Source organism: Kordiimonas lipolytica, assembly GCF_042651265.1.
In the GTDB taxonomy this organism is placed as follows: domain Bacteria; phylum Pseudomonadota; class Alphaproteobacteria; order Sphingomonadales; family Kordiimonadaceae; genus Kordiimonas; species Kordiimonas lipolytica.
In genome coordinates this window covers 1-18,995 of sequence record NZ_JBHSCR010000032.1, presented here as the reverse complement: position 1 = coordinate 18,995, position 18,995 = coordinate 1, and the positions used below count along the sequence as shown (strand labels likewise).

15 protein-coding genes, 1 tRNA gene and 1 pseudogene are annotated in these 18,995 nt (G+C 54.7%); all 17 read left to right on the top strand.

Going from position 1 to position 18,995, the window contains the following annotated elements:
• A partial coding sequence (locus tag ACFO5Q_RS17070) for an EF-Tu C-terminal domain-related protein (RefSeq protein WP_452176557.1) occupies window positions 1-159 on the top strand: 159 nt, incomplete at its 5' end.
• A 167-nt stretch (window positions 160-326) separates the two neighbouring features.
• A tRNA-Trp gene (locus tag ACFO5Q_RS17065) sits at window positions 327-402 on the top strand.
• A gap of 110 nt (window positions 403-512) precedes the next feature.
• Window positions 513-710 (top strand): preprotein translocase subunit SecE, encoded by a 198-nt coding sequence (gene secE / locus ACFO5Q_RS17060; protein WP_068148695.1) that lies wholly within the window; start codon window positions 513-515, stop codon window positions 708-710.
• Window position 711: 1 nt separating this feature from the next.
• Window positions 712-1,248: a transcription termination/antitermination protein NusG gene (gene nusG / locus ACFO5Q_RS17055; protein ID WP_068148690.1), complete on the top strand. Its 537-nt coding sequence runs from the start codon at window positions 712-714 to the stop codon at window positions 1,246-1,248.
• Between the two features lie 112 nt (window positions 1,249-1,360).
• Entirely contained in the window at window positions 1,361-1,789 is a 429-nt protein-coding gene (gene rplK / locus ACFO5Q_RS17050) for a 50S ribosomal protein L11 (protein WP_068148686.1), read from the top strand.
• Between the two features lie 4 nt (window positions 1,790-1,793).
• Window positions 1,794-2,489, top strand: a complete 696-nt coding sequence (gene rplA / locus ACFO5Q_RS17045; protein ID WP_068148683.1) for a 50S ribosomal protein L1 — start codon at window positions 1,794-1,796, stop codon at window positions 2,487-2,489.
• A gap of 363 nt (window positions 2,490-2,852) precedes the next feature.
• The gene (gene rplJ, locus ACFO5Q_RS17040) at window positions 2,853-3,368 is read left to right on the top strand and encodes a 50S ribosomal protein L10 (RefSeq protein ID WP_068148680.1); all 516 of its coding nucleotides are present in this window, start codon (window positions 2,853-2,855) and stop codon (window positions 3,366-3,368) included.
• Between the two features lie 103 nt (window positions 3,369-3,471).
• Entirely contained in the window at window positions 3,472-3,849 is a 378-nt protein-coding gene (rplL, locus tag ACFO5Q_RS17035) for a 50S ribosomal protein L7/L12 (RefSeq protein ID WP_068148677.1), read from the top strand.
• A gap of 232 nt (window positions 3,850-4,081) precedes the next feature.
• Window positions 4,082-8,182, top strand: a complete 4,101-nt coding sequence (gene rpoB, locus ACFO5Q_RS17030) for a DNA-directed RNA polymerase subunit beta (RefSeq protein ID WP_068148674.1) — start codon at window positions 4,082-4,084, stop codon at window positions 8,180-8,182.
• A gap of 123 nt (window positions 8,183-8,305) precedes the next feature.
• Window positions 8,306-12,532, top strand: a complete 4,227-nt coding sequence (gene rpoC, locus ACFO5Q_RS17025; protein ID WP_068148671.1) for a DNA-directed RNA polymerase subunit beta' — start codon at window positions 8,306-8,308, stop codon at window positions 12,530-12,532.
• A gap of 141 nt (window positions 12,533-12,673) precedes the next feature.
• Window positions 12,674-13,660 (top strand): glycosyltransferase family 2 protein, encoded by a 987-nt coding sequence (locus ACFO5Q_RS17020; protein WP_068148668.1) that lies wholly within the window; start codon window positions 12,674-12,676, stop codon window positions 13,658-13,660.
• Complete coding sequence (locus ACFO5Q_RS17015; RefSeq protein ID WP_068148666.1) at window positions 13,657-14,094, top strand: GtrA family protein; 438 nt, start codon at window positions 13,657-13,659, stop codon at window positions 14,092-14,094. The genes ACFO5Q_RS17020 and ACFO5Q_RS17015 overlap by 4 nt, the downstream gene beginning before the upstream one ends.
• A complete protein-coding gene (locus ACFO5Q_RS17010) occupies window positions 14,087-15,616 on the top strand; it encodes a glycosyltransferase family 39 protein (protein ID WP_068148663.1) in 1,530 nt (509 codons plus the stop codon). The genes ACFO5Q_RS17015 and ACFO5Q_RS17010 overlap by 8 nt, the downstream gene beginning before the upstream one ends.
• 255 nt (window positions 15,617-15,871) lie before the next feature.
• Window positions 15,872-16,243 carry a 30S ribosomal protein S12 gene (rpsL, locus tag ACFO5Q_RS17005; RefSeq protein ID WP_068148697.1) on the top strand — a complete coding sequence of 124 codons (372 nt, stop codon included), beginning with the start codon at window positions 15,872-15,874 and terminating at the stop codon, window positions 16,241-16,243.
• Window positions 16,244-16,264: 21 nt separating this feature from the next.
• Window positions 16,265-16,735, top strand: coding sequence for a 30S ribosomal protein S7 (gene rpsG, locus ACFO5Q_RS17000; protein WP_068148660.1), 471 nt, complete (start codon window positions 16,265-16,267; stop codon window positions 16,733-16,735).
• A 27-nt stretch (window positions 16,736-16,762) separates the two neighbouring features.
• A complete protein-coding gene (gene fusA, locus ACFO5Q_RS16995) occupies window positions 16,763-18,844 on the top strand; it encodes an elongation factor G (RefSeq protein ID WP_068148658.1) in 2,082 nt (693 codons plus the stop codon).
• 68 nt (window positions 18,845-18,912) lie between these two features.
• Window positions 18,913-18,995 (top strand): annotated as a pseudogene (locus ACFO5Q_RS16990) (GTP-binding protein); the annotation flags it as partial.

The window sequence follows — 18,995 nt, the reverse complement described above, 5'->3', positions numbered from 1 at the left end:
GAACTGCCAGAAGGCACCGAAATGGTAATGCCTGGTGACAACGTGAACCTGACTGTTGAGCTGATCGCTCCGATCGCCATGGATGAAGGCCTCCGCTTCGCAATCCGCGAAGGTGGCCGTACCGTTGGCGCCGGCGTTGTAGCTAAAATCATCGCGTAAGCGACAAGAACTCGAAAGTGGGCCGGCCTGTTCGGCCCATTTTCTTGCGCGGGTTCCGAGTTTTGAGGTTGCCCCGCTAAGCCATTTTAAAAATGGCAAAAAAAGTGCTTGCATGCTGGGGGTAGGGGCGTTAAACCGCACCCCTCACGAGAAGCGCTTATGGCTTTAGGGGCGTAGCTCAGTTGGTAGAGCACCGGTCTCCAAAACCGGGTGTCGGGGGTTCGAGTCCCTCCGCCCCTGCCAAGCCGGAAGAGAGAGCAGCTGCTTTTGAGTGCTGAATTGATAAGGTTTTGAAAAGCCTGCGCTTTATAGGCTCTAAGCGCGGGCTTATGAGCTAGAAAGAAGGACACACTATGGCGAAGACCACCCCGGGTGAATTTGTCCGCCAGGTACGGCAGGAAGGGTCCAAAGTGACCTGGCCGACGCCTAAAGAAGCGGGAATCACCTCTCTTATGGTGTTTATTATGGTTGTGATCATGGCTGTGTTCTTCCTTGGCGTGGATTTTGTTCTGAACGCCGGTGTGCAATACCTGCTGGGTCTTGGAGGTTAATGTGAGCAAGTCTCGTTGGTATATCATTCACGCCTATTCGGGCTTTGAGAAGAAGGTCGCTGAGGCCATTAAAGAGCAAGCCGTTCAGCAGGGCCTGGACGCGCTGGTGGACGAAGTGATTGTTCCGACCGAAGAGGTTGTTGAGGTCCGCAAGGGCAAAAAAGTAACGTCCGAGAAGAAATTCTTCCCGGGCTATGTGCTGATCAAGATGGTTCTGACGGACGATACGTACCACCTGGCCAACGGCCATGCGAAGGTAACGGGCTTCCTTGGGCCACAAGGTCGGCCTTCGCCGATTTCGGATGCAGAGGCTGCTCGCATTCTCAACCAGGTTGAGGAAGGTGTTGAGCGCCCACGTCCGAATATCGTTTACGAGATTGGCGAAGAAGTGCGCGTGACCGATGGTCCGTTCGCATCCTTCAACGGTACTGTCGAAGACGTGGATGAAGACAAGGCGCGCCTGAAGGTGTCTGTATCGATCTTTGGTCGGGCGACACCGGTTGAGCTGGAATACACCCAGGTCGAAAAAGTTTCTTAAGAATTCTGGGGCTAGCTGCCCCGGATGAACCGCGCGGAAGGCCAGCCATTAGCCGTACCGCGCACCCTAAACGGGGCCTGAAGCCCCATGTTGTTTTTGAAAGGGAAATGAAATGGCAAAGAAGATTTCTGGCTATCTGAAGCTTCAGGTGCCTGCAGGTCAAGCAAACCCGTCGCCTCCAATTGGCCCGGCGCTTGGTCAGCGTGGCATTAACATTATGGAATTCTGTAAAGCGTTCAACGCAAAAACCCAGAAGATGGAACCAGGCCAGCCTTGCCCAACCATCATCACGGTTTACGCTGACAAAAGCTTTACGTTTGACATCAAGACCCCACCAGCAAGCTACTTCCTGAAGAAAGCTGCTGGCCTTAAGTCTGGTGGTTCCGAGCCTGGCCGTGCTGTTGCCGGTTCTGTCACCAAGGCACAGGTAAAAGAGATCGCGGAAGCGAAAATGGTGGACCTGAGCGCCAACGATATCGAAGCAGCAATGCTGATCATCGAAGGCTCCGCTCGTTCCATGGGTCTGAAGGTAGAGGGCTAATCAGATGGCGAAAACTGCTAAGCGTATGCAAAAAGCTCTCGACGGTATCGACCGCGAAAAGCTTTACACCGTTGAAGAAGCTGTTGCCGAGCTGAAAGCTCGTTCCAAAGTGAAATTCGACGAAACGATCGAAGTTGCTATGAACCTCGGTGTTGACCCACGTCACGCTGACCAAATGGTTCGCGGCGTTGTATCCCTGCCACACGGCACGGGTAAGACGATGCGTGTTGCTGTGTTTGCTCGCGATGCGAAAGCTGAAGAAGCAAAAGCAGCTGGCGCAGATATCGTTGGCGCAGAAGACCTGATGGAAGACATCCAGAAGGGCAACATGGATTTTGACCGTGTGATCGCAACGCCTGACATGATGGCTGTTGTTGGTCGCCTGGGTAAGGTGCTTGGCCCTAAAGGCCTGATGCCGAACCCAAAGCTGGGCACTGTTACACCGGACGTTAAAGGCGCTGTTGAAGCGGCTAAAGCGGGCCAGGTTGAATACCGCGTTGAAAAAGCCGGTATCGTGCACGGCGGCGTTGGCAAGGCCAGCTTCGACGAAGCTCAGATCATTGAAAACGCCAAAGCGTTCATCGGTGCGGTTGTTAAAGCCAAGCCAACCGGCGCAAAAGGCACTTACGTGAAGAAAATCGCGATGTCCTCTTCCATGGGCCCAGGCCTGAAGATCGACACGTCTGCGATCGACGCGTAATTGAAGAATTTGTGCCGTCTCGAACGGGGCGGCACAAACATGCAGGCGGATGTTTTGCCTGTGTGAGAGTACTGTCCGAGATTACAGGTGCTCTGAAGTGTGTTGCTAGTAGTTGACCTTCAGGGTTTAAAACAATCGGTCGTCGCGACGCCGAGGCCTGTATGAGATGGGTATTAGGAATTATCAGCTTCGTGAGTTGATAGCCGCGGTTCCTACAGGATTGGGTGTGGCCCATCCTGCGCCCTGGACAGGGTAGCGTATCCGGGAATGATGCTTCGGCATGAGACGCGGATATATGGCTCAAATGAAACGGAGGCTGACCCCGAAGTTTGGGGAAGGTTTCCAAAGTCGGAGACGAGAAAAGTGGAAAGAGCCGAAAAGCAGGATCTGGTTGCATCCATGCATGAGGTATTCTCGAACGCCGCGACTGTCGTAGTTGTACACTATGATGGCCTGAGCGTTGCTGAGATTACTGCACTGCGTGCGCAAATGCGTGAAGTGGGTGCTTCTTTGAAAGTAACCAAGAACCGGCTGACTCGTCTTGCGCTCAAAGGTACTGAATACGAAGGTATTGCTGATCTGTTTACAGGTCCGACGGCAATTGGTTTTGCTGACGACGTTGTAGCTCCAGCCAAAGTCCTCGCTGAATTCGCCAAGAAGAACGAAAAACTTCGTCTTGTTGGTGGCAGCATGGGCTCTACGGTTCTGGACGAAAGCGGCGTTAAAGCACTGGCCTCTATGCCATCGCTGGACGAGCTTCGTGGCAAACTTGTGGGTCTCCTGCAAGCTCCTGCCCAGAAGGTCGCCGCAGTTACGCAAGCCCCAGCGGGTCAATTGGCTCGTGTATTCGGTGCTTACGGCAGCAAAGACGCAGCTTAAACACAAAATGGGTGGTGCCCGGATGGTCGGACGCTGCCTAGACTTTTATGCAATGTGACATGTAGTACCTCGACTGTAGGACTACGAAATTGGAGTAATACAAATGGCTGACCTCGCGAAGCTTGTAGAAGAACTTTCTGGCCTGACTGTTATGGAAGCTGCTGAGCTTTCCAAGATGCTGGAAGAAAAATGGGGCGTATCTGCTGCTGCTCCTGTAGCTGTTGCTGCTGCTGGCGGTGCTGCTGCTGGTGCTGAAGCTGCAGAAGAGAAAGACGAGTTTGACGTAATTCTCGCAGACGCTGGCGACAAGAAAATCAACGTGATTAAAGAAGTACGTGCAATCACTGGTCTGGGCCTCAAAGAAGCTAAAGACCTGGTTGAAGGTGCTCCTAAGCCAGTTAAAGAAGCTGTGTCGAAAGACGAAGCTGAAGAGCTCAAGAAAAAGCTCGAAGCTGCTGGCGCGAAAGTTGAGCTCAAGTAATTTCTTGAGCCACTTGATCCCGGGGTCGGGAGCGAAATTCGCTCCCGGCCTTTCGGCGTCCTGAGGACCTAAGGACATAAAAATCAGGTCCCGTCTTGGGTGAAATGCCCAAAAGATTTGGATTTTCAGGAGTTTAGGGTAAGTTGTTCACCCTAGACCCCAATTGGCAGCTGGACCAGGGCCTTCGAGTACTCAGGCTTTGGCGGCACAACTAAAGGAACGAGGGCGAAGCATGGCGACTTCATTTACCGGTCGTAAGCGCGTGCGTAAGGACTTTGGGCACATTTCCGAAGTGACGCAAATGCCAAACCTCATTGAGGTTCAACGGCGGTCCTATGACCAGTTCTTCAAGCCTGGCGCAACAGAAGAAGAGCGGCTGACTTCCGGCCTTGAGAAAGTTCTCAAGTCGGTTTTCCCAATTCAGGACTTCTCAGCTACTTCATCGCTTGAATATGTCAGGTATGAACTGGAAGCACCGAAATATGATGTAGAAGAATGCCAGCAGCGCGACATGACCTATGCCGCACCGCTGCGCGTGACCTTGCGCCTGATCGTATTTGAGGTTGATCCAGAGACAGAAGCCAAGTCCGTTTTGGACATCAAAGAGCAAGACGTCTACATGGGCGACCTGCCACTGATGACCGACAACGGTACGTTCGTGATCAACGGTACCGAGCGGGTGATCGTTTCCCAGATGCACCGTTCGCCTGGTGTATTCTTCGACCATGACCGCGGCAAGACGCACAGCTCCGGGAAATTCCTGTTTGCAGCGCGCGTGATTCCTTACCGTGGTTCCTGGCTCGACTTCGAGTTTGATGCAAAAGACATCGTCAACGTACGGATCGATCGTCGCCGCAAACTGCCTGCGACGTCCCTTCTTTACGCCCTTGGCATGGGTGCAGAAGACATTCTGCACTATTTCTACAACACGGTTTCCTACACTCGCACGAAAGGCGGCTGGCGCATGCCATTCATCGCCGAAGCATGGCGCGGTGTTAAGCCGGACTTTGACGTTGTCGACGCCGACAGCGGCGAAGTGATTATTGAAAAAGACAAGAAGGTCACGCCACGTCTGGCGAAGAAGCTGGAAAAAGACGGCATCCAAGGCATTCTTGTTCCAGAAGAAATGATCGTTGGCAAATATGCTGCTCGCGACGTGATCAACGAGAAAACCGGCTCCATTTATGTTGAGGCCGGTGACGAGCTTTCCGAAGAGATCGTTGAGGACCTGTCTGCTGCGGGCTTTGACGAGATCGAGGTTCTCGACATTGATGCGGTCAATGTTGGCCCATACATCCGTAACACGCTCAAAGCCGACAAGATCGAGTGCACTGACGGCGCACTGGCTGAGATCTACAAGGTTATGCGTCCGGGTGAGCCGCCAACCAAGGAAACAGCCGAAGCGCTGTTCTACGGGCTGTTCTTCGATCCAGAACGCTATGATCTGTCTGACGTTGGTCGCGTGAAGATGAACATGCGTCTTGGCCTTGACTGCGAAGACACTGTTGGCACGCTGCGCCGCGAAGACATCCTTTCCACCGTCAAGACGCTTGTTGAGCTGAAGGACGGCAAGGGCGAGATCGACGATATTGACCACCTTGGTAACCGTCGTGTCCGTTCCGTTGGCGAACTGATGGAAAACCAGTACCGCATTGGTCTCCTGCGTATGGAGCGTGCGATCCGTGAGCGTATGTCTTCTGTAGACATCGACACTGTGATGCCGCATGACCTGATCAACGCGAAGCCGGCTGTTGCAGCTGTTCGTGAATTCTTCGGTTCTTCGCAGCTGTCGCAGTTCATGGACCAGACCAACCCGCTTTCCGAGATCACGCACAAGCGCCGTATGTCAGCGCTTGGTCCTGGTGGTCTGACGCGTGAGCGCGCGGGCTTTGAGGTTCGTGACGTACACCCAACCCACTATGGTCGTATCTGTCCAATTGAAACGCCGGAAGGCCCGAACATTGGTCTGATCAACTCGCTCGCGACTTACGCCCAAGTGAACAAGTATGGCTTCATCGAAAGCCCATACCGTAAGGTTGTTGACGGCAAAGTGTCTGCTGAAGTGGTTTACCTGTCCGCTATGGAAGAAGGTAAATACACTGTTGCACAGGCAAACGCCGAGCTGACAGAAGACGGCAAGTTCGCAAGCGACCTGGTGTCCTGTCGTGAGGCTGGTGAATTCATCATGTCCACGCCTGACAACATCGACCTGATGGACGTATCGCCGAAGCAGCTTGTGTCCGTGGCTGCATCGCTCATTCCGTTCCTCGAGAACGATGACGCGAACCGCGCACTCATGGGTTCGAACATGCAACGTCAGGCCGTTCCACTCGTTCGCGCTGAGGCGCCGTTTGTTGGTACCGGCATGGAAAAAGTTGTGGCTTCCGATAGTGGTGCCGCCATCGCAGCCCGCCGTACCGGCGTGGTAGAGCAGGTGGACGCGACCCGTATCGTTATCCGCGCTACCGAAGACGTTGACCCTGGCAAGTCCGGCGTTGACATCTACACGCTGCAGAAGTTCCAGCGTTCCAACCAGAACACCTGCATCAACCAGCGTCCACTGGTGAAAGTGGGTGACGAGGTCCTGAAAGGCGACATCATCTGTGATGGCCCATCGACGGAACTCGGTGAACTGGCGCTTGGCCGGAATGCCCTCGTGGCCTTCATGCCTTGGAACGGTTACAACTTCGAGGATTCCATCCTGATTTCCGAGCGGATCGTGAAAGAAGACGTCTTCACGTCGATCCACATCGAGGAATTCGAGGTGATGGCCCGCGACACCAAGCTTGGCCCAGAGGAAATCACTCGTGATATTCCAAACGTGGGTGAAGAAGGCCTGAAGAACCTGGATGAAGCCGGTATCGTTTACATCGGTGCTGAAGTTCACCCAGGCGACATCCTCGTTGGTAAGATCACGCCGAAGGGTGAAAGCCCAATGACGCCGGAAGAAAAACTTCTGCGTGCTATCTTCGGTGAGAAAGCATCCGACGTTCGCGACACCTCCATGCGCCTGCCACCCGGTGTGGCCGGTACGGTTGTTGAGGTACGCGTCTTTAACCGCCACGGTGTGGACAAAGACGAACGTGCCCTGACGATCGAGCGTGAAGAAATCGAACGCCTGACCAAAGACCGCGAAGACGAGCGCGCAATTCTTGAGCGCAACATCTACGGTCGTCTTCAGCCTCTCCTGATTGGCCGCACGGTTACTGCGGGCACCAAAGAGATGAAGAAGGGCACCAAGATCACCGAGGAAGGCCTCGCTGAACTGAAGCGCATCACCTGGTGGGATATCGCCGTTGATGACGATAGCGCCATGAGCGATATCGAAGCACTCCGCAAGCAGTTCGACGACAGCAAAGGCCAGCTCCAGCGCCGCTTCGACGAGAAGATCGAGAAGCTGCAGCGTGGTGACGAGCTGCCTCCTGGCGTTCTGAAGATGGTTAAGGTCTTCGTTGCCGTGAAGCGCAAGCTTCAGCCTGGTGACAAGATGGCAGGCCGTCACGGTAACAAAGGTGTTATCTCGCGCATTCTGCCACAGGAAGACATGCCTCACCTTGAGGACGGCACGCCGGTTGACGTTGTGCTGAACCCGCTGGGTGTACCATCGCGGATGAACGTGGGTCAGATTCTTGAAACGCACCTTGGCTGGGCGTCTCGTGGTCTTGGCCGCCAGATCGACGGCATGCTTGAAGCATACCGCCACGGTTCGGGCGCTGCGGATGATTTCCGTGCCAAGTTCAAAGAGATCTACGGCGAAGAGCAGTATGAAAGCGATATCGCTGAGCTGACCGATGACCAGATCATCGAGCTTGCCGGCAACCTGACAAGCGGTGTCCCAATGGGCACACCGGTGTTCGATGGTGCTGTGGAAGCCGATATCTGTGAAATGCTGGAGCAAGCCGGCCTTGACCGTTCTGGTCAGGTTCAACTGTGGGATGGCCGTACGGGCGAGAAATTCGACCGTAAGGTTACCGTGGGCTACATCTATATGCTCAAGCTGCACCACCTTGTGGACGACAAAATCCACGCCCGTTCGATTGGCCCATACAGCCTTGTTACCCAGCAGCCGCTGGGCGGTAAGGCGCAGTTCGGTGGCCAGCGCTTCGGTGAGATGGAGGTGTGGGCACTTCAGGCATACGGTGCTGCTTACACGCTGCAGGAAATGCTTACCGTCAAGTCGGACGATGTGGCAGGCCGGACCAAGGTCTACGAAGCCATTGTACGCGGCGACGATACATTCGAAGCAGGTATCCCAGAATCCTTCAACGTACTTGTGAAGGAAATCAGGTCCCTGGGTCTGAATGTCGAGCTGATTACTGGTACCGACGACTAATATTGTGCAGGCCGGGGCTTATGCCTCGGCCAGCCCACCTGCGGGTGGGCGGAGTTTTGGAAGGCGAAGCGGGGCTCCTTGAGCAGAAATTGCCCCGACAGCGAATTAAGAGAGACGCCGGACATGAACCAAGAAGTGATGAAATACTTCAACCCGAACCAGAAACCGGAGACGTTTGATCAGATCCAGATCTCGATTGCGTCGCCGGAGCGGATTCGTTCCTGGTCTTTTGGTGAGATCAAAAAGCCGGAAACCATCAACTATCGGACGTTCAAGCCCGAGAAAGATGGTCTTTTCTGTGCCCGTATCTTTGGCCCTGTGAAGGACTATGAGTGCTTGTGCGGCAAATATAAGCGCATGAAGTACCGTGGCATCATCTGTGAGAAATGTGGCGTTGAGGTCACGCTCTCGAAGGTGCGCCGCGAGCGTATGGGCCATATTGACCTGGCTGCTCCTGTAGCCCACATCTGGTTCCTCAAGTCGCTCCCAAGCCGGATCGGTCTTGTGCTGGATATGACGCTGAAGGATCTCGAGCGCGTTCTGTATTTCGAATACTATGTGGTGATCGAGCCAGGCCTGACGCCGCTGAAGCAGTTCCAGCTGTTGTCTGAGGACGATTACTATCGTGCGCAGGACGAGTATGGCGAAGACAGCTTCACCGCTGGCATTGGCGCTGAAGCGATCCGCAAGCTTCTGGAAAGCGTTGATCTTGAAGACGAGCAGGAAAAGCTTCTGAAGGAACTGGCTGAGACCAAGTCTGAGCTGAAGCCCAAGAAGATCGTTAAGCGCCTCAAGGTAATCGAGAGCTTCATCGAATCCGGCAACCGCCCTGAGTGGATGATCATGACCGTTGTGCCTGTGATCCCGCCAGAGCTGCGTCCGCTCGTACCGCTGGACGGTGGCCGCTTCGCGACTTCCGACCTCAACGACCTTTATCGTCGTGTGATCAACCGGAACAACCGTCTGAAGCGCCTGATTGAACTGCGCGCGCCAGATATCATCATCCGGAACGAGAAGCGTATGCTTCAGGAATCCGTGGATGCGCTGTTCGATAACGGCCGTCGTGGCCGTACCATCACTGGTGCCAACAAGCGCCCACTGAAGTCCCTGTCTGACATGCTCAAGGGTAAGCAGGGTCGTTTCCGTCAGAACCTTCTCGGTAAGCGGGTTGACTATTCCGGTCGTTCCGTAATCGTGGTTGGTCCTGAGCTGAAGCTGCACCAGTGTGGCCTGCCGAAGAAGATGGCGCTTGAACTCTTTAAGCCGTTCATCTATTCGCGCCTCGACAAGAAAGGCATCGCGACCACCATCAAGGCCGCGAAGAAGCTTGTTGAGAAGGAGCGCCGTGAGGTTTGGGATATCCTTGATGAGGTGATCCGCGAACACCCAGTGATGCTGAACCGTGCCCCAACACTGCACCGTCTTGGTATCCAGGCGTTCGAACCTGTACTGATCGAAGGTAAAGCCATTCAGCTGCACCCGCTTGTGTGTGCTGCCTTCAACGCTGACTTCGACGGTGACCAGATGGCCGTTCACGTGCCACTGTCCATCGAAGCCCAGCTTGAAGCCCGCGTGCTGATGATGTCCACAAACAACATCCTCAGCCCAGCGAACGGCAAGCCGATCATCGTTCCATCCCAGGATATCGTGCTTGGTCTCTACTATATGACCAGCCTGCGCCAGGGTGACATTGGCGAAGGTAAAGCCTTCTCCTGCATGGACGAAATCCAGTTTGCACTGGACGCCAAATCCATCACGCTGCACACCAAGATCAATGCCCGTTTCGAGCTGATCAACGACAAGGGTGAACTTGAGACCAAGCGCGTTGAAACCACGCCTGGCCGTATGATCCTTGCGCAGCACCTGCCGAAGCACCCGAAAGTGCCATTCAGCCTGATCAACCGTCGTCTCGGCAAGAAAGAGATTTCTGAAGTGATCGACGTGGTTTACCGCCACTGTGGTCAGAAGACGACTGTTCTGTTCGCTGACGGCATCATGGGCGAAGGCTTCCGCCGCGCATGTGCCGCTGGTATCTCCTTCGGTAAAGACGACATGATCATTCCTGACGCCAAGGAAACGCTGGTTGAAGCCACGCGCGACATGGTGAAGGAATATGAAGAGCAGTATCAGGATGGTCTGATCACCCAGGGCGAGAAATACAACAAGGTTGTAGACGCCTGGGCGCAATGTACCGACAAAGTGGCAGACGCCATGATGAAGGAAATGGAGCGCACCGAGGTTGATGAGAACGGTCGTGAAACTGATGTGAACTCGGTATTCATGATGGCCAACTCTGGTGCGCGGGGTTCTGCGGCTCAGATGAAGCAGCTTGCCGGTATGCGGGGCCTGATGGCCAAGCCGTCTGGTGAGATCATTGAAACGCCGATCATCTCGAACTTTAAAGAGGGCCTGTCGGTTCTTGAATACTTCAACTCCTCGCACGGTGCCCGTAAGGGTCTGGCGGATACAGCCCTGAAGACGGCAAACTCAGGTTACCTGACCCGTCGTCTGGTGGACGTAAGCCAAGACTGCGTTGTGATCGAAGAGGATTGCGGTACCGAAAACGGTATCACCATCACGGAAGTATCCGAGGGCGGCGACGTTCTCGTGCCGCTGAGCGAGCGTATCCTTGGTCGCTGTTTGTCAGTGGATGTGAAGCACCCTGTGTCCGGCGAACTGCTGTTCCCGGCTGGTGAGCTGCTTGACGAAGCCAAGTCTGACGCGATCGAGACTGCCGGCATTGGTGAAGTGAAGATCCGTTCGGTTCTGACCTGTGAAACCAAGGGCGGCACATGTGGCAAGTGTTACGGTCGTGACCTGGCCCGCGGTACGCCTGTGAATATGGGTGAAGCCGTTGGTGTTATCGCCGCTCAGTCGATCGGTGAGCCTGGTACACAGCTGACCATGCGTACCTTCCACATCGGTGGTGCCGCAACGGTGAACGCTGAATCCGCTGTTGAATCGTCCGCTGACGGTAAGATCAAGATCGAAAACCGCAACGTGATCGAAGACAGCAAAGGCCGCAAGGTTGTGATGAGCCGGAACATGGAAGTCATCGTTGTTGACGATGAAGGCCGTGAAAAAGCCAAGCACCGCCTGGCTTACGGTTCGCACCTGTTCAAGGACGAAGGCCAAGAGGTTGTTAAAGGCGAGAAACTCGCTGAGTGGGACCCATACACCGTTCCGATCATCACAGAGCAAACTGGTACGGTTCGCCTGGTTGACCTGATCGAAGGCGTGTCCGTGAAGGAAATCGTAGACGAAGGTACAGGTATCGCGTCCAAGGTTGTGACCGACTGGCGTTCCGCGCCAAAAGGTGCTGACCTGCGTCCACGCATCACGCTTCGTAACGAGAACGACGAAGTTGTCGAACTCGCCAACGGTACGGAAGCACGCTACTTCCTGTCTGTGGATGCCATCCTCTCCGTTGAGGACGGCAAGCACGTACAGGCTGGTGACGTAATCGCCCGTATCCCGCGTGAAGCTGCGAAAACCAAAGACATTACCGGTGGTCTGCCACGGGTGGCTGAGCTCTTTGAAGCCCGCCGTCCGAAGGACCACGCGATCATCGCTGAGATCGACGGTATCGTTGAATTTGGCCGCGACTATAAAAACAAGCGTCGCATCTCTATCCGTCCACGCGACGAAGAGGGCGAGCCAGTTGAATATCTGGTACCAAAAGGCAAGCACATTGCCGTTCAGGAAGGCGACTTCATCCAGAAGGGTGAATACCTGATCGACGGTAACCCTGCACCACACGACATTCTGCATGTTATGGGTGTTGAGGCGCTGGCCAACTATCTGGTGAAAGAAGTGCAGGACGTTTACCGCCTGCAGGGTGTGAAGATCAACGACAAGCACATCGAGGTGATCGTTCGCCAGATGCTGCAGAAGATCGAAATCACTTCCTCTGGCGACAGCACGATGCTGCTGGGCGAACAGGTTGATCGCGAAGAGTTCGAAGAACAGAACGCGAAGCTTGAAGCTCAGGGCAAACTGCCAGCCAAAGGTCACCCGATCCTTCTTGGTATCACCAAGGCGAGCCTGCAGACCCGCAGCTTCATCTCTGCCGCGTCGTTCCAGGAAACGACCCGCGTCCTGACAGAAGCGTCTGTTGCAGGCAAGAAAGACCGTCTCGTTGGCCTGAAGGAAAACGTGATTGTTGGTCGCCTGATCCCGGCTGGTACCGGTTCTGTGATGAACCGCCTGCGTCACGAAGCGCACAAGCGTGACAAGATCGCAGAGGCTGCACAGGAAGAGGCAGCAGACCCAATGGCAACTGCCGAAGCCGAGTTCGCCGCAGCAACCGGCACGGAAGAAGCAGCACCGCAAGAGGGTGGCGAAGCTTAAGCTTCTTGCTAAGAATTCAAGGAAAGGCCTGCCGATATCGGCGGGCCTTTTTTTGTATCGGACCCTATCCATCGGGGCTTGAAGCCTGTGCCTGTCGCAGATACTAATGGATAAACGCTTGAAAGGCTTGGGGAGAGGCCAGTGGACAGCCAGACAGTCGCCATAGTTATTCCGTGCTACAATGTCAAACGGCATATCCTAGAGGTTATCGACTCGATCGGTCCTGCATGCCAGCAGATATTCGTCGTTGATGATGCCTGCCCGGAACAGAGCGGCGCCTTTGTCGAGGCGAATTGCACGGATCCCCGCGTGACGGTGCTGAAGCACGCGATGAACCAAGGGGTGGGAGGGGCCGTGGTAACGGGCTATAAGGCCGCTCTAGAGGCTGGCGCCGATATTGTTGTGAAGATGGATGGCGACGGCCAGATGGACCCCGACGAACTGCCGGGGCTGATCCGTCCGCTTGAAGACGGTACGGCGGACTATACCAAGGGCAACCGGTTTCACTCTTTCTATTCGGTTCGGCAGATGCCCAAGGTGCGGTTGTTCGGCAATGCCGTGCTGTCTTTCATGACCAAGCTTTCAAGTGGCTACTGGAACCTGTTTGATCCCACCAATGGCTATACGGCGATCCACCGGGAGGTTCTGTCCCGGATTGAGCTGCACAAGCTGGGCAAGCGTTATTTCTTTGAAACCGATATGCTGATCATGCTGGGTGACCACCGGGCTGTGGTCACCGACGTCCCGATGGAGGCGGTCTACGGGGACGAAGAAAGCGGGCTGAAAATCAGCAGGATTGCCGGTCCTTTCCTGTGGGGCAATATTCGCGGCACCATTCGGCGCATGGTTTATTCCTACTTTTTCCGGGACTTCAACCTGGCGTCGCTCAATCTCGTTTTCGGGCTTTTGCTGATGGCGTTTGGCGGCGTCTTTGGCCTTGTGAAATGGCAGCAGTCTATCGCTGAAGGGGTGGCGGCTACCAGCGGCACCGTGATGGTTGCGGTGCTCCCGATCATTCTTGGCTTCCAGTTGGTACTGTTTTTCCTGAGCTATGATGTGTCGAACACACCGCGGCAGCCGCTGCAGAGCCTGTCGGCACGGCGCCGCAAAAGGCCTGATCAGGCATGAGCGAGGACAGCGCCAGTCGCGCCACAGGTAAAAGCGTTTTCGGCCAGGCCGCGCGCTATATTTTTGTCGGGCCGGTTATCTATGGTTTGGACTATCTTACCTTTGTGCTGATCACCTATCTGGCGACCGGCCAGTATCTGTGGGCCAATGTGGCAGCCAAACTTGTTGGTGCGGGCACAGGCTTCCTGCTGCACAAATATTATACCTTTGCGGGCGTCCATGCACATGCTGGCGCACACCAGGCTGTCAGGTATGGGTTGTTGCTTGGTTTCAATATGGGGCTTGCGACAGCACTTCTGTATCTTGCCGTGCAGATGCTGACGTTCCCGCCACTTGTTGCCAAGGTCGGCGTCGATATTGTCGTGATTGGTTGTTCCTTCCTGATCAGCCGGGCCTTCGTTTTCGCTCACTACAAGGGAGACCAGCGTGATTAGCCGTCTGTCCTTACGCTCTTCCATACTTATCATCCTTGCGGTCTTCCTGGGGGTGGTGGCCGTGACCTGGGTTGGTTTTCTGGCGTCGGACGATGCCACTTATGCCCGTGGAGCTTACGGCTGGATCGAGGATTTTCCCTATGTGGGCGGGCATGGCACCATTCGCATTACCATCACCATTCCTGTGGCGCTGTCGTTCCTGGCGTTCGGCGGTAGCGAATTTGCGTTGATCCTGCCAAGCCTTCTTTATTGCCTTTGCCTTGTGGCGCTCCTTATATATGCGGTCTGGCGCATGGCAGGCCGAGAGGCGATGCTCATGATGGCCCCGCTTCTGGTGACGCTTCCGGTGTTGGTCAGCAGCGCCAGCGTGGCGTCCGTGGATGTGATCGAGGCGCTTTTTGTTGTCGCGTCCTTTCAGTGTTTCCTGATTGCGGGCGAGCGGGAGAAGCGCCTGTGGTGGCTGCTGGGGGCAGGGGGGCTTGCGGCTTTTGGCTTCCTGACCCGGGAAACCACGGTTTTCCTTCTGGTTTATTATGGCCTGCTGTTCCTGATGGGGGCGGTGATTGAGCGGCGGCAATACTGGATTATGGCGGGGGGATTCTTTGCCGTGTGGCTGCAGGAGATACTCTACCTGACCATCATGACCGGCGATCCGCTGTACCGCATGAACATCTCCAGCCATCATGACAGCACCATCGACCGTACAATTGACCTGGCGGGCAATGTGATTGTGCACCCTGTTGTCGACCCCTTGCTGGTGATTCTTCTCAACCAGGAATTCACAATCCTGTTCTGGGTGGCGATCCCGGTTCTTGCCTGGTATTTCCTGAGCGGACGGAAGGTTGCAATGGGTAGTCCACAAGTGAGGTACCTAGCTGGCCTGTGGCTTGGGCTTGCTGCAACCTGGTTTGTGATGGTCGGTGCGGCCACGACCTTGCTGCCGCTCAATCCGCGCTACTTCCTGGTCACCGCACTCGCGGTGTTGCCATCCCTTGCTGTGGCGTATTCAGCGCTTTGCCGTGTCGGCCGCCATAAGGCTGTTGGCCTTTTGCTGATGGCAGCTGTCAGCCTGAATCTGGCGGCGCTCTATATCGAGAACAGGAATTATATCTTCGGGGTCGAGCAGTTTGCTGCCTGGACTGATGCTGCTGACGCGCCTGTCCATGCCGACGCGGAAACCATCCGGCGGGCGATGATCCTGTTAAAGTGGAGCGGAGCAGGGGACAAGGCCTCAGTTGCAGAGGCTCAAGCAGGGGAGCTGGTATTCGTTGACCCCGCGCGGACCCCACACCTGCTTGAGCAGGCAAGAGCTGAAAACTGGCCGCTTGTGTCCAAGGCACATCCGGCGCCAAAGCCCCTGGTGCCGGCAATCAAGGACTCGCGCATTTGGAACTTTTTGCCGGCGCGCCTCCGACATAATCTAGACGGTGGATACGGCTATGTGTATCTCTACCGTCGAGGGGCGGGGTGCAGCCTGACGGAAATGTCTGATCCATCGCAAGAAAAATGCGATAATCCCTAGAATCTTAGCATTTCCTTACCACCCCCGTTTTTTCGTTGACCTGAGGCCCTTTTCGGTATAGATAGCGCACCTCGCCAGAGCTCAGGTGGTAGCCCAAACAGGCTAAACGCTGGGGTTTTCTGGCCTAGGAAAACAGAGTTTGAATTATCATGAATGGCCTCGTCGGAACCAAGTGGTTCACGATGCAGGCGTTTTTGCTGCATGCAAAAGGGGTCATTCGGTAATGGTGACAGAGAAAAACGGCAAGGAATTAAGATGCCTACCATTCAACAGCTAGTGCGGAAGCCGCGCAAAGCGAAGCCAGTGCACAATAAAGTGCCAGCGCTGGAAGCATGCCCACAAAAACGTGGCGTATGTACTCGTGTTTATACCACGACCCCTAAGAAGCCTAACTCGGCACTCCGTAAGGTTGCTCGTGTACGTCTTTCGAACGGTTTCGAGGTTACTTCTTACATCCCGGGTGAAGGCCACAACCTTCAGGAACACTCTGTTGTTCTGATCCGTGGTGGTCGTGTGAAAGACTTGCCTGGTGTTCGCTACCACACTCTCCGTGGTGTGCTCGATACCCAGGGTGTTGCAGATCGTCGTCAGAGCCGTTCCAAATACGGCACGAAGCGTCCGAAGTAAGATTAGAGAAGGATTTAACGCATGTCTCGTCGTCATAGCGCAGAAAAACGCGAAGTACTTCCTGATCCAAAGTTCGGTGATGTCGTACTGACCAAATTCATGAACAGCCTGATGCTGGATGGTAAGAAGTCCGTAGCAGAGCGTATCGTATACGGTGCCTTTGAGACTATCGAAGAGCGCGCCAAGACCGATGCTCTGGCTCTCTTCCATGAAGCACTGGACAATGTGAAGCCTGCTATTGAGGTTCGCTCCCGCCGTGTTGGTGGTGCGACGTACCAGGTTCCTGTTGAAGTTCGCTCCGAGCGCGCTCAGGCGCTGGCTATTCGCTGGCTGATCAGCTCTGCTCGCAAGCGCAACGAAACCACGATGGTTGGCCGTCTTTCCGGCGAACTGTTGGACGCAGCTAACAACCGGGGTGCCGCCGTCAAGAAGCGTGAAGACACGCACAAGATGGCTGAGGCTAACAAAGCCTTCTCGCACTACCGTTGGTAACAAGTTATTAAGTAAGGAACAGGTTCCATGGCACGCAGAACGCCACTTAATCGTTATCGTAACATCGGCATCATGGCACACATCGATGCTGGTAAAACGACGACTACTGAACGTATCCTTTATTACACCGGCCGTAGCCACAAAATCGGCGAAGTGCACGATGGCGGCGCGACTATGGACTGGATGGAGCAAGAGCAGGAGCGCGGTATCACGATTACCTCCGCTGCAACGACTTGCTTCTGGAACGATCACCGCATCAACATCATCGACACACCAGGTCACGTTGACTTCACTATTGAAGTTGAGCGTTCCCTCCGTGTTCTCGATGGTGCCGTAGCTGTATTTGACTCGGTTGCAGGCGTTGAGCCTCAGTCCGAGACTGTATGGCGTCAAGCTGACAAATACGGTGTTCCACGTATGTGCTTCGTCAACAAGATGGACCGCATGGGTGCGAACTTCGACCGTTGCGTGGGCATGATCAAAGACCGCCTGGGCGCTAAAGCTCTCGTTGTTCAGCTGCCAATCGGCGCAGAAGCTGAATACGAAGGCCTGATCGACCTGATCAAGTTCAAGGAAGTACTGTGGAAAGGTGAAGACCTTGGTGCTTCATACGAATATGTAGATATTCGTGACGAACTGAAGGACGACGCTGAAGCTGCTCGCATGGAAATGATCGAGACGGCTGTTGAAGCTGACGAAGCTCTGATGGAAAAGTACCTGGAAGGCGAAGAGCTGACCGAGGAAGAGCTCAAGGGCGCTATCCGCAAAGGTACGACTAAGGGTCTGTTCGTTCCGGTTCTCAACGGTACCGCGTTCAAGAACAAAGGCGTTCAGCCGCTTCTGGATGCTGTTGTTGACTATATGCCTGCGCCAACCGACGTTGACGCGATCCGCGGTGTAGACGCTGACGACCACGAAAAAGAAATCGTTCGTAAGTCTGACGACGAGCAGCCATTCTCGGCTCTCGCGTTCAAGATCATGAACGACCCATTCGTTGGTACGCTGACGTTCTGCCGTATCTACTCTGGTGTTCTCGAAGCTGGTACGCAAGTAACCAACTCCGTTAAGGGCAAGAAAGAGAAGATCGGCCGGATGCTGGAAATGCACTCCAACAGCCGTGAAGACATCAAGGAAGCTCGCGCAGGCGACATCATCGCAATCGCTGGTCTGAAAATGACCACGACTGGTGACACCCTGTGTGCCAACAACAGCCAGGTTATCCTGGAGCGCATGGAATTCCCTGATCCTGTGATCGAAGTGGCTGTTGAGCCAAAGTCGAAAGCAGACCAGGAGAAAATGGGCATCGCTCTGAACCGTCTGGCAGCTGAAGATCCATCCTTCCGCGTTTCTTCCGATGAAGAATCCGGTCAGACTGTGATCGCCGGCATGGGCGAACTGCACCTCGACATCATCGTTGACCGTATGCGTCGCGAATTCAAAGTTGAGTGTAACGTGGGTGCGCCTCAGGTGGCATACCGCGAGAGCTTCGCGAAAGAAGTTGAAATCGACTACACGCACAAGAAACAGTCCGGTGGTTCTGGTCAGTTCGGTCGCGTGAAGATGGTTGTAACCCCAGGCGAGCGCGGCTCCGGCATCACGTTCACCGACGAGATCAAGGGCGGTAACATTCCTCGCGAATACATCCCTGGTGTTGAAAAGGGTGTTAACGACATCGCTGAAGCTGGTGCTCTCATTGGCTTCCCAATCATCGACTTCTCCGTACGCCTGATCGACGGTGCGTACCACGATGTAGACTCCAGCGTTCTCGCGTTCGAGATTGCAGGCCGCGGCGCAATGCGTGAAGCAGCGTCCAAAGCCGGCATTAAATTGCTCGAGCCGATGATGAAGGTTGAAGTTGTGACCCCAGAAGAGTATATGGGCGACGTAATTGGCGACCTTAACAAGCGCCGCGGCCAGATCCAGGGTTCCGAAACCCGCGGTCCGGCTACTGTAATCAACGCAATGGTCCCTCTGGCGAACATGTTCGGCTACGTGAACGAGCTCCGCTCCTTCTCACAAGGTCGTGCACAGTTCTCCATGCAGTTCGACCATTACGATGAAGTTCCTGCAAACGTGGCTGAGGAAATCAAAGCCAAGCTTGCCGGTTAATAAACAAGAAGAACCAAAAAGCTATGGATCCCTTGGTAAATCAAGGGCCGATAGAAAGGTAATTTGAGATGGCTAAAGAAAAGTTTGAACGTAATAAGCCGCACTGCAACATCGGTACTATTGGTCACGTTGACCATGGTAAGACGACGTT

Bases quoted from the DNA above. Each gene is read 5' to 3' on its own strand.
- rplK (WP_068148686.1), top strand. From the start codon at position 1,361: ATGGCAAAGAAGATTTCTGGCTATCTGAAGCTTCAGGTGCCTGCAGGT.
- rpsL (WP_068148697.1), top strand. From the start codon at position 15,872: ATGCCTACCATTCAACAGCTAGTGCGGAAGCCGCGCAAAGCGAAGCCA.
- rpoC (WP_068148671.1), top strand. From the start codon at position 8,306: ATGAACCAAGAAGTGATGAAATACTTCAACCCGAACCAGAAACCGGAG.
- secE (WP_068148695.1), top strand. From the start codon at position 513: ATGGCGAAGACCACCCCGGGTGAATTTGTCCGCCAGGTACGGCAGGAA.
- rpsG (WP_068148660.1), top strand. From the start codon at position 16,265: ATGTCTCGTCGTCATAGCGCAGAAAAACGCGAAGTACTTCCTGATCCA.
- rplA (WP_068148683.1), top strand. From the start codon at position 1,794: ATGGCGAAAACTGCTAAGCGTATGCAAAAAGCTCTCGACGGTATCGAC.
- rpoB (WP_068148674.1), top strand. From the start codon at position 4,082: ATGGCGACTTCATTTACCGGTCGTAAGCGCGTGCGTAAGGACTTTGGG.
- fusA (WP_068148658.1), top strand. From the start codon at position 16,763: ATGGCACGCAGAACGCCACTTAATCGTTATCGTAACATCGGCATCATG.
- rplL (WP_068148677.1), top strand. From the start codon at position 3,472: ATGGCTGACCTCGCGAAGCTTGTAGAAGAACTTTCTGGCCTGACTGTT.
- ACFO5Q_RS17015 (WP_068148666.1), top strand. From the start codon at position 13,657: ATGAGCGAGGACAGCGCCAGTCGCGCCACAGGTAAAAGCGTTTTCGGC.